A 13,529-nucleotide genomic window follows, 5' to 3' on the forward strand; every position below is an offset into this window, starting at 1 on the left:
GATGAGTGAGATAACCGAACTGCACCGGGCATTGTCCATTTCAGGGGCATCCTGTCAGGGCTGTGCCAAAAAGATTCGTAATGCCCTGGAACCTCTGACCGGTGACACTGATTTGGTGGAGGTGAACCTGGAAGAGCAGACCGTCGCATTGCCCGAGGGTATCGACGTCGCGGATGCGGCGCGCCGGGTGACGGACGCAGGCTACCCGGCTGAGCCGGTCAAAGAGACCAGTGAACAACCGGCCAGTTGTTGCGCCGGCAAGGCGAAGGCGGAGGATTCTGACGAGCAACCTCACCAGGACTACTCCGGGCACCAAGCGGAAGAGTCGGATCAGGGTGCCACAGAAGCGCCGACCGGGGGTGACCAGATCAGCCTTTCAGTCTCGGGAGCTACCTGCGCCTCCTGCGTGAACACCATCGAGAAGGCGATGATGTCGGTATCCGGTGTCACTCATGCCCATATGAACCTGGCGGATAATACCGCAACAGCGACCGGGGAGGCGGACCCTGAGGCGTTGGCGAAAGCCATCGAGAGTGCCGGCTATGGCGCCAGTGTGATCGAGAATGCCGACGATGCCGATGAGCGCAAGCAGGCGGAGGATCGCAAGCAATACCAGTCGCTGCTGATCAAAATGGCGGTGAGCCTGTCCCTGGGTCTGGGCCTGATGATCTGGGGCATGGGCTTCGGCTCGATGATGGTGACCGAGGCCAATCAGACCACCTGGCTGGGGCTCGGGGTACTGACGTTTATCGTGATGGCTGCCACCGGCGGGCACTTTTACACCGGGGCCTGGAAGGCATTCCGGCATCACAACGCCAATATGGATACTCTGATTGCCGTCGGCACCGGGACTGCCTGGCTGTATTCCATTGTTGTGGCCAGTGTGCCGGAACTTTTGCCCGAGATGGCGAGGCACGTTTACTTCGAGGCCTCGGCGATGATCATCGGTCTGATCAATCTGGGCCAGGCACTGGAACTGCGGGCCAAGGGCAAGACTTCCGAGGCGGTCCGGCGCCTGCTGGATCTGAGGGCGAAGACCGCCCGGGTGATCCGGGACGGCCAGGAGCAGGACATTCCGGTGGAAGAGGTGCGCAAGGGCGACCGGGTCCGGGTCCGTCCGGGCGAGAAGATTCCGGTAGATGGCCTCATCCGCGAGGGCAGCAGCCGGGTGGACGAGAGCATGCTGACGGGTGAGCCCATGCCGGTCAGCAAAGCCGAAGGTGACGAGGTCTCCGCCGGTACTCTGAATACCCACGGCTCAATGATCTATGAGGCCACCCGAGTCGGTAGCGAGACTGCCCTGGCGCAGATCATCCGGCTGGTGAAAAAGGCCCAGGGTTCCAAGCCCGCCATCGGTCGTCTGGCGGACAAGATCTCGTCGGTGTTCGTACCCACGGTGATGATCATCGCCGTCTTTTCGGCGCTGGTCTGGTACAACGTCGGGCCGGAGCCGGCGGTGGTGCACATGATGGTGGCTGCCACCACGGTGCTGATCATTGCCTGCCCCTGTGCACTGGGTCTGGCCACGCCGATGTCGGTGATGGTCGGTGTCGGCAAGGCGGCCGAATATGGCGCCCTGATCCGCCAGGGGGATGCCCTGCAGACCGCCGGCAAGCTGGATCTGGTAATCCTCGACAAGACCGGCACCATCACCGAGGGGCATCCTGCGGTCACCCGCGTGCATTCCGCCAACGGCGGCGAAAACCGGCTGTTGGCCCTGGCCGCCGGCCTGGAGCAGCATTCGGAGCATCCGCTGGCGGAGGCGGTTCTGGCAAGGACCCGGGATGAGGGCGTCGAACCTGAAAAGGTTTCCGGCTTCGAGGCCATCAATGGCAAAGGCGTCCGGGGTGAGCTGGATGGGCAGACCGTACGCCTCGGCAATCGCCGCTGGCTTGAAGGCGAGGGCCTGACGCTGGACAGCCTCTCCGAGGCCGCCGATACCATTGCGGAAGAGGCCGGCACCCCCCTGTTCCTGGCCCTTGGCGATGAGGTGCTGGGGGTGATCGGAGTCGCGGACGCCATCAAACCCGACTCAAAAGCCGCCATCAAACGGCTACACAACGCCGGCATCAAGGTCATGATGGTTACTGGTGATGTGGCGGCAACCGCAAGGGCCATAGCCAGCAAGGCGGGCATTGACGATTACCGGGCGGAAGTTCTGCCCGAGGACAAAGCCGAGGTGGTCAGCGAGATGCGGGGCAAAGGCCATACCGTCGCCATGGTCGGGGACGGTATCAACGATGCGCCGGCACTGGCGGCAGCCGATGTGGGCTTCGCCATCGGCACCGGCACGGATGTGGCCATCGAGAGTGCCGCCATCACGCTGATGCGTGGCTCCCTGCACGGGGTACCCGATGCCATCGAGATTTCCCGGGCCACGGTAAAGAACATTCATCAGAACCTGTTCGGGGCCTTCATATACAACTCCCTGGGTATACCGGTGGCCGCGGGCCTGCTCTATCCTTTATGGGGCATCCTGATGAATCCGATCCTGGCCGGCGCCGCCATGTCCCTGTCTTCGGTCACTGTGGTCTCCAACGCCAACCGACTGCGACTGTTCCAGACCAGTCACAAGCCGGAACGCCATGAATCCAAGGAGGAGAACTGATGGACACTTTTCTGGTCAATGCTGGAGGACTTGCCCTGATGGCCGCCATTGTCTGGTGGTTCTGGCTGACTGGCTCCGGCAGCACAGGCTCTGACGAACACCAACATCATTGAGGTGAATACCATGAACAGACATACTCTTGCCCTCGGCCTTGCCGCCGCCCTCGGCTTCAGCACCGCGGCCCTGGCCGGTGGTGCTGCCCAGAATATCCACGTGTACAAGTCCCCGACCTGTGGCTGTTGTGCGGACTGGGTCGATCACCTGGAGGAAAACGGGTTTGAGGTGAAGGTTACCGAAACCAACGACCTGAACCCGATCAAGATCCAGGCTGGGCTCACGCCGGCCCTGGCAAGCTGCCACACAGCGTTTGTCGGTGACTATGTGATCGAGGGCCACGTACCGGCCAGTGACATTCAGCGCCTGATCTCCGAAGCACCGAAAGCCAGGGGCCTGAGTGTACCCGGGATGCCGCTTGGCTCTCCCGGCATGGAGGTCGGTGACCGCAAGGACCACTACAAGGTGATCATGTTCAACGGTGCCGGCCAGACCCGGGTTTTCTCCGAGTACAATTAACGGCCGACGGAGGCCTGTCACTTACGGCAGGCTCCGACTTCTGTCTATTTTTCCTACACTGTCGTTTGCCAGTGTTCTATGATGAGAATCAGGTCTCAACTGGAACACTGGCAAGGACACCCCTTGAGTCTCAAAACCCGCATCCTTGGCCTCGCTGCAACACTCATCATCGTGGCGGCGAGTGCATCCTGGCTGGCTTACCGTGAGCTGTCAGAAGACATCATCGAACGCTGGGGCCAGCAAGTCGCAGAAATACAGGTCCGTTATGACAGCGCCCGTTTGCTGCAATCCCTGGAGCGTGAGATCGGTCTCGCGAGGCAGATGGCGAACTCGTCAACCCTGATCCAGTGGGCGCAGTCCCCCGACAACCCTGATCTGGAGGCCGAAGCCATCCGGCAGATGGAGAGCTTTCGCTCCAATTTCCGGGACAACAGCTACTTCGTCGCACTGCGCAAGAACGGGCACTATTACTACAACAACGCCGCGAACGAATACGCCGGCAACCAGTACCGCTACACCCTGGACGCCAACAAGCCCGAGGACGCCTGGTTCTTCCAGCTCATTGAAGAAGGGCGGGATTTTCACCTGAACGTGAATCCGGATGTGGAGCTGGGCGTGACCAAACTCTGGATTGACGTATTGATGCGCAATGCCCGGGGGGAAATACTCGGGATGGTGGGTACCGGCCTGAATCTGGACGATTTCCTGCAGGATATCGTGGATATCGGGCAGGACGGCATAACTACCCTGTTTGTCGACTACAACGGTGCCATCCAGCTCTACCGGGACCGCAACTACATCGATTTCGCCAGTATCATCAAGCCGGAAGGCCAGAAGAACACGGTCGACCTGCTGTTCGACGATCCCCAGGACAAGCAACAGATCCTGGGCATGCTGCAGATGCTCAAGCAGCGGGAAGGCCGGGTCGGTGCGGTTGAAAGCGGATTCGTGACCGTGGATGGCCGCAAGCATCTGGCCGGCGTTGCCTTTCTGCCAACCATTGGCTGGTTCGAAATCACCCTGCTGGACCTCAATACCCTGATCCCAACCAGTTATCTCTGGCCCCTGGTTGCAGTATTCCTGGTGAGCCTGCTGATCTCACTCCTACTGTTCCACCTGATCATCCAGTCCCGCATCCTCCGGCCCGTGCTGGCACTGGAAGATGCCGTCAAGCGCCTTCGGGAGGGCAGTTTCAATCTGCCCTACCTGCCCAAACCGGACAACGAGATCGGGCGCCTGGTGGACCACTTCGAAACCATGGCCAACCGGGTTCAGCTTAACACCCGGGATCTGGAACAGCAGGTTGCCCACCGCACGAAAGAGCTGCATCGGCTGGCAAGGATTGACACTCTGACCGGCCTGAAGAACCGCCGGGGAGTCGACGAGCTTCTGGCCGAGGAGATTGAACGGGCGCGGAGAGATAACCGGGCTTTTGGACTGATCTGGCTGGATATCGATCACTTCAAGACCATCAATGACAGGAACGGGCATCAGGCCGGGGACGAGATTCTCTGTCGTGTCGCGTTGTGGCTCAAGGCCAATGTGCGGCCCTATGACCATCCCGGTCGGTGGGGAGGAGACGAGTTTGTGGTGCTGTTGTCTCCCTGTGATACCGCAACCCTGGAGCAGATTGCCGATCGCATCCGTGCCAGCGTAGAAGAAGAAAGCCGCAAGACCGGATTGCCGATAACCGTCAGCATCGGCGGTCATCTCTGCCAGCCAGGGGAAAACAGTGACACCATCCTCCAACTGGCAGACCGTGCTCTGTATGCGGCCAAGGACCAGGGTCGCAACCGGGTCTGTATTACCCGCCCCGACGAAACCACCGTGTCGCCGGGGGTGTGAACCGGGGCTGTCGCCCCGGCCGGTTTCACATCAGTACAGGTAGGGTGCCAACGCCAGTTCCAGTCGTGCCTGGGAGGCGTACAGATTGGCAACTTCAACCGCTGGTGCGGCCGGCGGCATGGCTGTCGGCCAGGCCTTCTGCAGCTCGTCCAGCACCTTGTTGGCATCACGCCAGGCTTCCTTGTTATGTTTCACCATGCCAGCCTTGTTACGCTCGAGGTATTCCCGGGCAGCCAGCACAAAACCACGGCCATCCTGGTATTCGTGAACCGCGACGAAGCGACCATCCTCAAGGGCCTCGTCGTACTCGAGCACAGCCTGTTTGGTCAGAGAGAGCATCACTTTTGCCACCGTGGCCGGAGACTCGGGCTGGTCCCCGGAAACAGCAGCAACGGCCTGCTCCAGCGACTTCCAGGCAGCGTTGAAGTCGGCACTGACCTCCGACCATTTCCCGACCTTACCAGCTTCCTCCGCCAGTGTTTTCAGGCGTTCGCCGAGCCGATCCTGACCGTGGGCTTCCAGGCCACGCTTTGCCATCGGGTAGACTTCAATCCAGGGATGGGTCAGGTGTGGACGACCCTCGGCAACCTCGCCCGCCTTGATCAGCTCCCGTGCGGCCATCAGATGCCCCTGCATCATGTGGATCATTGCGATCTGGGCGCCATCGGAAGCCACTGGCGAAACGGCGGCTCCACCTTCTCCGCCTTCTCCGCCTTCTCCGCCTTCTCCGCCTTCTCCGCCGGAAGCAAAGTAACTGAAGGCGTCGCCCATTTCACCACCATGGTGTTCACCGCCTTCGCCACCATGGCTTTCGCCACCCTCTCCACCGTGGTTTTCACCGCCTTCGCCACCATGGGTCTCGCCACCTTCACCACCATGGTCAGCAGCCTTCACCATTTCCTCATGGCCGGATTCACCACCTTCCCCGGCCCAGGCGCCCGAGCCGGCCAGTACGGTGGCCACACCGATGCCCATCCAGAGTTTCAGTTTCTGGTCTTTCATGCAGAATGCTCCTTTTAACCGTCCGCCCGCTATCGAATCGACAGCGACATTGATGACTGGTACCAGTTGCGGCATGATGCTTCAAACCGTTATCTAATTGCAAATTATTCCCATTATCCTATGGAGTGACCATGATTCTGTGTATAGGCAACATACTCACACCAGAGCAGGTTTCGCGGATTCGGGCGGCGCTGGACGCTGGCCAGTTCCAGGACGGCCGCAAAACCGCGGGCTGGCACGCACGTCTGGTCAAAAATAATGAACAGATGGCATTCACCACGGACCAGGCGAAAGCGCTCCGGACAGAAGTCGAGACAGCACTGACCGGCCACCCGGTCTTCCAGATGGCCGTTCGCCCCCGAAAGATGACGCCCATCCTGTTCAGCCGCTATCGGGACGGGATGACCTATGGCAACCATGTGGATGATCCGGTCATGGGCCGGGGCGAGAACCGCATCCGTACCGACATTTCCTTCACCCTCTTCCTCGATGATCCGGAAAGTTACGACGGCGGCGAGCTGGTAACGGACACCACCGCTGGCGAGCAGTCTTACAAGCTGCCGGCGGGCTCGGCTGTGATCTATCCTTCATCCACACTGCACCGGGTTGAACCGGTGACAAGGGGCCAGCGACGGGTGGCCATCGGCTGGATCCAGAGCACCATCCGCGACCCTGCCCAACGTGAAGTGCTTTTTGACCTCGACACCGCCCGCCGCCAGATCTTTGAGCGTGAAGGCAAAACGGCGGAATTTGATCTGCTGACCAAATCCCTGGCGAACCTGCAGAGGTTCTGGGCGGAAATCTAGGAGTGAGCGGGGTTACCACACCGTATCTGACGGCTGCTTTCATAACCGTTATACTCCGCCCCAACATCCAATTTTTGCAGCCAGGTTCCTCTTAACATGCTCAACGCCGACGCTCTCAGTCAATTGCGCCAGCTCAAAACCGATATCAAGGAAAACAAGGTGGTCTTCCCCGGCACCGTGAAGGCCACCAACGGGCGCTTCGGCTTTGTTGCCCTCGATGAGGGTCGAGATGTGTTTCTTCCCCCCGAGGAGATGCAGAAAGTGCTGCCGGGCGACCGCATCAACGTCACCGAGCACGAGGTGGAGAAAGGCAAGACCCAGGGCGTGGTGGACGAAGTGCTGGAAACCCACCTCACCACCTTTGTCGGTCGTTACCTGATCAAGGGCAAGGGCCACTTCGTGGCGCCGGATACGCCAGGCATCAACCGGTGGATTTTCATTCCGCCCAAGGAGCGCAAGGGCGCCCAGCCCGACGACTACATCTACTGCCAGATCCACCGCCACCCGTTCAAGGATGGCAAGGGCCAGGCCCGGGTGCTGCGGATCATCGGCAAGGCCGGCGAGCCAGGCATCGAGCGGTCTTTCACCCTCGCCAGCTTCGACCTGGCCGACGCCTGGCCGGACTCGGTTCAGAAACAGGCGGACAGCCTGAATGAGGATAGTCTGGAAGCCCACATGGAGGGCCGCGAGGATCGTACCGACCAGCCCTATGTCACCATCGACAGCCCGGGCACCCAGGACATGGACGACGCCCTGATGGCGACACCGAATGCCACCGGCTGGACGCTCTCCATCGCCATCGCCGATCCCACCGCGGTGGTCAAACCGGGCACTCCGGCCGAGGAAGAAGCGTTCAACCGGGCCACGGCGATCTATTTCCCCGGCGAGCCCCTGCCCATGCTGCCGGACGCCATCAGTACCCGTCTGTGTTCGTTGATGCCGGAGGTGAAGCGACTGGCCCTGGTGTGTGACTTGCAGGTCAACAACGATGGCAGCCTGGGCGATTACAGCTTCCACCAGGCGGTGATCCGCTCCCGGGGCAAGCTCAGCTACGATCTGGTATCTCACCTGATCGAGGGCCGTGAGGACGACGAGATCAAGGCCCTGCCCGATGTAGTCGCCAACAGTCTGGACCAGCTGCATCAGGCCGCTACAGCCCTGCGCAAGTGGCGCAGCGAACATGCCCTGCTGAGCGCCGATCGGCCGGAATTCCGCCTGCGTCTGGACGAAAACAAGCGGATCCGGCTGATTGAACCTGCGGTCCCGAACGAGGCGCATCGTCTTGTGGAAGAGTGTATGGTGGCGGCCAACCGTTGCGCTGCGGACTTCCTGCAGGCACAAGGCGGAGGTCTGTTCATCCAGCATCCGGGCCTGCGCGACGACCGTGCCGAGAATATCCGAAAACTGCTGGAAAGCCACGCGCCGCACCTGGCGGACCTGGATGCCAATTCTGCCGAGGGCTTCAAGGCCCTGATGAAACAGACCGAAGAACTGGAGGCGGAAGTGCCGGTGAAGGCGATCATCTCCCGGCAACTGGCCCGGGCCGAGTTGGGCTTCGAGGCGGCCCCGCACCAGGGCATGGGTCTGGGTGCTTACACCACCTTCACCTCGCCGCTGCGCAAGTTCTCCGACTTCTACGTGCATCGGCTGATCAAATCGAGTCTTTGGGAGACTCCAATCAAGCCGCTCAGTGCCCAGCAGCTTGAAGCCCTGCAGGCCAGCCAGATCCGGGCTCGCCAGGCGGCCAATTCACTGGAAGCCTGGCTCAAGAGCGACTATGCCAGGGCCCTCAAGGAGGAACCCATGGCCGGTACCATCAGCCGGACCGTTCCCTCTGGCTTCTTTGTCCGCCTGGACTGCAATGGTCTGGAAGGCTTTGTCAGCTGCCGGGACCTGGAGGGCAAGTTCAGTTTCGATCCGGTCACCCTGCGCCTGGTGCACAACAAAAACGGCCGGATCTTCCAGCTGGAGCAGCGGGTAAATGTGACCTTTGCGGGCGTGGATGACGAGCGTCGCCAGATCAACTTCAAGCTGGTGGACGCCGAGGAAATCCAGAACGGCAAGGACGCCACGGAGCGTTGAAAAACCGACCAGGCAGGCGCATCGTAGGTATGAGGACAAAGCCTTTTAACGGAGGTGCGCCATGCCCATCAGCCCGCAAGAGTTCCTGAAGAAATACGGCTTTGACAAGGAAGAGGAAGAGCCGGACCACAGCCTGAGGCATAACGCCATGGAGCATGCCAGGCATCTGCGCCGGCCCCATGCCGGCACGCCCCATGACTGGGAAGAGTGGGAGCGTTACAAGCGCGAGCATCCCGATGAAGTAGAAGACGGGGACGATGACTGAGTCGTCCCCGTCCGTTTACTGATCCCCCAGCATTCTCTCCAGCCGCGCGTCCTTCGCCTGCCAGAGTTCCGCCAGCCAGTTCTTCACGTTACGACGATGCTCGGCATCGGCTGCATAGTCCCTGCCCTTGAGGTGTTCCGGGATGGTCTGGGTGTGGATCTCCATCCGGATAGCCTTCACCTTGCCACAGAGAAACTCCCAGAAGGTGGGTGCGCCATCAGGATAGGCAATGGTGACGTCCACCAGGGTCTCGATGGAATCTCCCATGGCGTCCAGCACAAAGGCCACACCGCCAGCCTTGGGAGTCAGCAGGTGCTGATAGGGAGATTTCTGTTTGTCGTGTTTGGCCTGGGTAAACCGTGTGCCTTCGACGAAGTTCATGACGCTCACCGGGGTGAAGCGGAACTTCTCGCAGGCGTGGCGGGTGGCCTTGAGGTCCTCACCCCGTTTTTCAGGGTGCTTGATCAGGTATTCCCGGGTGTAGCGCTTCATGAACGGGAAATCCAGGCCCCACCAGGCCAGGCCGATCACCGGCACCCAGATCAGTTGCTGCTTCAGGAAGAACTTCAGGAATGGGGCCCGCCGGTTGAATACCCGCTGCATGGCCAGGATGTCGACCCAGCTCTGGTGGTTGCTCAGCACCAGGTACCAGCTCTCCCGTTCCAGTTCATCGGCACCTTTCACATCCCAGCGGGTCCCGTGGGTGAGCTTCATCCAGCCAATATTGCAGGCGACCCAGGCTTCGGCGATGGCGATGATCCAGCGGGTGCACAGGACGCGGAACCCCTTGATCGGAATGATCAGCTTCAGGGTTGCCGGGATGTACAGCAGGATGCACCAGAAAAGAGTATTGATGCCGAGGAGGATGGAATTGAGTACGCCCTTGACCGGGGCCGGTAGGAAACTGAGCATGGCTTTCCTGCTTTTGGTTTTTGTGTCCGATGGCTCCGCATGATAGCAAGGGCCGACGATAATGGGCAGTGGCCCGATGTGACCGGTTTGCCAGGCGGGGTGGACGGTTTTGCCATAGGCACCGCCCTCTTCCGGGGTTAGCCTTCCCGCCTGTTTTCTCTAAACTGGTAAGACCCACTGTTCCATGGATATCCCGATGCCCAATCCGTTCAAGTCAGTGCTCGACAAATCTTCGGGCCTGACCCGCCAGACTGCGATTTATGCCGGCAATGCCTTCGACCGGGTGTTCCGGGCCGCCAGCCTGGTCCAGGCCGGACAGACACCCTTTGAGACTCTCCATTCGGACGGCCTGGTCAGCCTGCGCTACTACCCGCCGTTGCAGGAAGACTTCATTGAACTGGACGATCTGACGATCCCGGTGGAACGGACCACCCACCGCACTCCGATCGTCATCATCCCGCCACTGGCGGTCAACATGCTCATCTATGACCTTTTCCCTCAGCGCAGTCTGGTCCGTTTCCTGCGCGCCAAGGGTTTCGAGGTTTACCTGATTGACTGGGGCGTGCCGAAGCGCGAACACAGCCACTACAACCTTCACACCTATGTGGCAGAGCTGCTTCCCGCCTACCTGAATCGGGTAAGGGAACACAGCGGTGAGCAGGAGCTGTCCCTGCATGGCTGGAGCATGGGCGGGATGTTCACTCTGTTCTATTCTGCCCTGAGCCAGGACCAGCATGTGCGCAATGCCATTGTGCTGGGTTCACCCATCGACAGTCACGCTTCCGGATTCATGGGGGTGGCGTCCCAGGCCATTGCCGAGGCGGCCGAGGTGGTTCGCAAGCGTACGGGGTTTCGCATCCACAACCTCAAGCCGCACTGGTTTCACACGCCCGGCTGGGCGAATACCCTTGGGTTCAAGCTGACCAATCCGGTCGGCAGCGTGATGGGGTACTGGGAGCTGATTGTGCGTCTGGGGGACCGGGAGTTCGTAACCAACCATGCCACGACCTCCGCGTTCCTGGATCGAATGGTGGCCTATCCCGGCGGGATTATTCAGGACACGGTGGTTCGGGTGTGGATTGACAATCAGTTGTCGAAGGGGGAGATCCAGATCGGCGAGGATATTGCACGGCTGGAGAACGTGAGTGCCAACTTACTGGCGGTTGCCGGTAGTGAGGATACGATGGTGACGCCGGGGGCGGCCAAGCGGGTGATGGATCATGTGAGTTCCGGGGACAAGACGTTTCGGGTTGTGCCCGGGGGGCATATGGGGATTCTGGCTGGGAGTAAGGCGCCCAAGGAGAGCTGGTTAAAGATGGCAGAGTGGTTGGCTCAGCGGTCTGACTAGGTTATCCGGTCTTCAGGCTTCCGACTCCGAGCATGGCGGCATGGGTTGGACAGGGACTTCCAAAACCCGCTCCTTCGGCACGTCCCTGTGACGCTTGAGCTCCGCCATCCATGGCTCCGCACAGTTTTGGAAGTCCCTGTCCAACCCACGCCTCCGCTAACCTTGTAAGTTTGCCAAAGTTGTGGGCAGCTCGGCGAGGTTACTTATCACAGCAGACGGTTCTATCCCCCAGTCTTCAAAAACCTTGTCAGAGTCGCGCTGCACCCAGATAGCTTGCAAACCCGCAGCCCTTGCACCAATCACATCCCAGGCATTACTGGAAACGAGGCATAACGGCTGATCCCACGCTCCCGTAGCCCGCCGTGCGTAGGTGTAGACGGCCGGGTCCGGTTTGAAGCTCTTGATGTCGTCGACCGAGACCAGGCCGTCGAACTGGTCCAGCAGGTTGTTGTGCCCCAGCACCTTCTCCAGCGCCGGGTAACTGCCGTTGGAGAACGCGAACAGCGGGTATTTACCCTTCAGCGCCTGTAGCGCGGGCTGGGAATCCTCGAACGCGGGTAACGCCAGATAGGCGGCCATCAGTTCGTCTTCCCGGTCCTGGGACAGTTCCAGCTTTCGGGTGGCCATAGCGTAGCGCAGGGCCTGGCGGGTGCAGACGCCGAAATCTTCGTAGGCTTTCATCAGGCCTTTGCGGAACGAGAACTCCAGCTGTTTCTCACGCCAGAGAGCGGCTACCGATTCCGCCTGGTCCCCGGCGTCTTGCCGTAACAGGTCGGACATGCCCATGGGATCCACCAGGGTGCCGTAGACGTCGAACGCCAGATGCATGGTCATAGAATGAGCCTCGTTTCGTGTAGTTGTCTTGTCCGTTACGCCTAACCGTACTACAGAAGTCCCACATTTTTGAATAAACACTCAAAGCGCAGAGATGGCCGACCACCCGGGCACGGGTTACACTGCCATTCATGAACCCGATTGATACATTGAACCTGGATTTTCGCGCGCTCAGTACCTTCCTCGCCGTTCTGGACGAGGGCAGTGTGTCGCGGGCCGCCGTGCGGCTGGGCGTGACCCAGTCGGCGGTCAGTCATACGCTGGAGCGACTCCGGCAGGCGCTGGGGGATCCGCTGTTCGTGAAATCCGGTCGGGGCATCGTGCCAACCCGCTATGCCCTGCAGGCGGGGCCGCATATTCGGCAGATTCTGGACGACCTGCAGTCACTCTCCGCCGGCCCGCCGTTCAGCCCGGCCACTGCCGAGTTCACGTTCACCATTGCCGCCAACGATTACCAGAGAGACCTGTTACTTCCGGGCCTGGTCAAAATCCTGCGGCGGGAAGCACCGGGGATCAGTTTGCAGGTAATTCCATCCGGCATTCCGAATGCCGATATGCTGCGCAAGGGCGTGTGCGACCTGATCATTTCACCCCACCCGCCGGAAGCCACGGACATCATGCAGCGGGGGCTGATGGCCGATCGCATGGTGGTGTTCTATGACCCTTCCCATCGCGAGCCACCTAATGATCTGGCGGACTACCTCAAGGCCGATCACATCGCCCTGCTGTTCGCCACCGGCGAGAAACCCAGTCTCGATATCTCGATCTCGGCACGGGGCCTCACTCGGCGCAATGTGGTCACGGTCTCCAACTTCTCCGGGCTTCCCGAATTCCTCCGGGGCACCGATATGCTGGCAACGGCACCGGAGCGGATGAGCAACCACCTGATGCGGGATTTTGCCTGGGTGCCGCTGCCCTTCGATTTCAAGCCCTTCACGCTGCTGATGCTCTGGCATCGCCGCAACCAGAACGATCCGGCCCATAAGTGGCTGAGAAACCAGGTGAACGCGGTTGCAGCCACCATGAACAAGCTTGACGGCTAATCAATTAGTTTTGTTCATATATCCTATGAACGATAGCCCCGTTATCTTTCGCCTCCTTCCACCCTAGACTTCCAACACGTAGTAGGTCGGCCAGGTTGGGATAGCCTTTCCGAAACACGCTCCTTGCGGCACGTCCATGTGACGCTTGAGCTCCGCCATCCATGGCTCCGCACAGTTTCGGAAAGGCTATCCCAACCCGGCCTGTCGAACT

11 protein-coding genes are annotated in these 13,529 nt (G+C 60.4%); 8 read left to right on the forward strand and 3 right to left on the reverse strand.

Annotation, left to right across the window (positions count from 1 at the left end):
• The first annotated feature begins 1 nt into the window (after position 1).
• The 3 genes from ACQUTG_RS05395 to ACQUTG_RS05405 all read left to right on the forward strand — a co-directional run bounded on the left by ACQUTG_RS05395 (position 2) and on the right by ACQUTG_RS05405 (position 5,026).
• Positions 2–2,608 (forward strand): heavy metal translocating P-type ATPase, encoded by a 2,607-nt coding sequence (locus ACQUTG_RS05395; RefSeq protein ID WP_428918391.1) that lies wholly within the window; start codon positions 2–4, stop codon positions 2,606–2,608.
• A gap of 123 nt (positions 2,609–2,731) precedes the next feature.
• Positions 2,732–3,181, forward strand: coding sequence for a DUF411 domain-containing protein (locus ACQUTG_RS05400; protein WP_428918392.1), 450 nt, complete (start codon positions 2,732–2,734; stop codon positions 3,179–3,181).
• A gap of 123 nt (positions 3,182–3,304) precedes the next feature.
• Positions 3,305–5,026: a GGDEF domain-containing protein gene (locus ACQUTG_RS05405; RefSeq protein WP_428918393.1), complete on the forward strand. Its 1,722-nt coding sequence runs from the start codon at positions 3,305–3,307 to the stop codon at positions 5,024–5,026.
• A 30-nt stretch (positions 5,027–5,056) separates the two neighbouring features.
• On the opposite strand, the gene ACQUTG_RS05410 is transcribed toward ACQUTG_RS05405, so the two are convergent.
• Complete coding sequence (locus tag ACQUTG_RS05410) at positions 5,057–6,028, reverse strand: hypothetical protein (RefSeq protein ID WP_428918394.1); 972 nt, start codon at positions 6,026–6,028, stop codon at positions 5,057–5,059.
• Between the two features lie 131 nt (positions 6,029–6,159).
• Between ACQUTG_RS05410 and ACQUTG_RS05415 the strand changes: the two genes are divergently transcribed.
• The 3 genes from ACQUTG_RS05415 (at position 6,160) to ACQUTG_RS05425 (ending at position 9,181) form a co-directional block, all read left to right on the forward strand.
• Positions 6,160–6,834 (forward strand): Fe2+-dependent dioxygenase, encoded by a 675-nt coding sequence (locus ACQUTG_RS05415; RefSeq protein WP_428918395.1) that lies wholly within the window; start codon positions 6,160–6,162, stop codon positions 6,832–6,834.
• A 96-nt stretch (positions 6,835–6,930) separates the two neighbouring features.
• Complete coding sequence (locus ACQUTG_RS05420; protein WP_428918396.1) at positions 6,931–8,916, forward strand: ribonuclease R family protein; 1,986 nt, start codon at positions 6,931–6,933, stop codon at positions 8,914–8,916.
• Positions 8,917–8,977: 61 nt separating this feature from the next.
• Complete coding sequence (locus tag ACQUTG_RS05425; protein ID WP_410330095.1) at positions 8,978–9,181, forward strand: hypothetical protein; 204 nt, start codon at positions 8,978–8,980, stop codon at positions 9,179–9,181.
• 15 nt (positions 9,182–9,196) lie between these two features.
• Here the strand turns inward: ACQUTG_RS05425 and ACQUTG_RS05430 are convergent, their stop codons facing one another.
• The gene (locus ACQUTG_RS05430; protein WP_428918397.1) at positions 9,197–10,093 is read right to left on the reverse strand and encodes an acyltransferase; all 897 of its coding nucleotides are present in this window, start codon (positions 10,091–10,093) and stop codon (positions 9,197–9,199) included.
• A 196-nt stretch (positions 10,094–10,289) separates the two neighbouring features.
• Here ACQUTG_RS05430 and ACQUTG_RS05435 point away from each other — a divergent pair, with 196 nt between their 5' ends.
• Positions 10,290–11,441, forward strand: a complete 1,152-nt coding sequence (locus ACQUTG_RS05435; RefSeq protein WP_428918398.1) for an alpha/beta fold hydrolase — start codon at positions 10,290–10,292, stop codon at positions 11,439–11,441.
• Positions 11,442–11,597: 156 nt separating this feature from the next.
• On the opposite strand, the gene ACQUTG_RS05440 is transcribed toward ACQUTG_RS05435, so the two are convergent.
• Complete coding sequence (locus ACQUTG_RS05440) at positions 11,598–12,275, reverse strand: haloacid dehalogenase type II (protein WP_428918399.1); 678 nt, start codon at positions 12,273–12,275, stop codon at positions 11,598–11,600.
• 131 nt (positions 12,276–12,406) lie between these two features.
• Here ACQUTG_RS05440 and ACQUTG_RS05445 point away from each other — a divergent pair, with 131 nt between their 5' ends.
• Positions 12,407–13,318: a LysR family transcriptional regulator gene (locus tag ACQUTG_RS05445; protein WP_428918400.1), complete on the forward strand. Its 912-nt coding sequence runs from the start codon at positions 12,407–12,409 to the stop codon at positions 13,316–13,318.
• Positions 13,319–13,529: the final 211 nt, after the last annotated feature.

Origin of the sequence: Marinobacter sp. DUT-1, from assembly GCF_050379415.1 — a bacterium.
Classification (GTDB): domain Bacteria; phylum Pseudomonadota; class Gammaproteobacteria; order Pseudomonadales; family Oleiphilaceae; genus Marinobacter.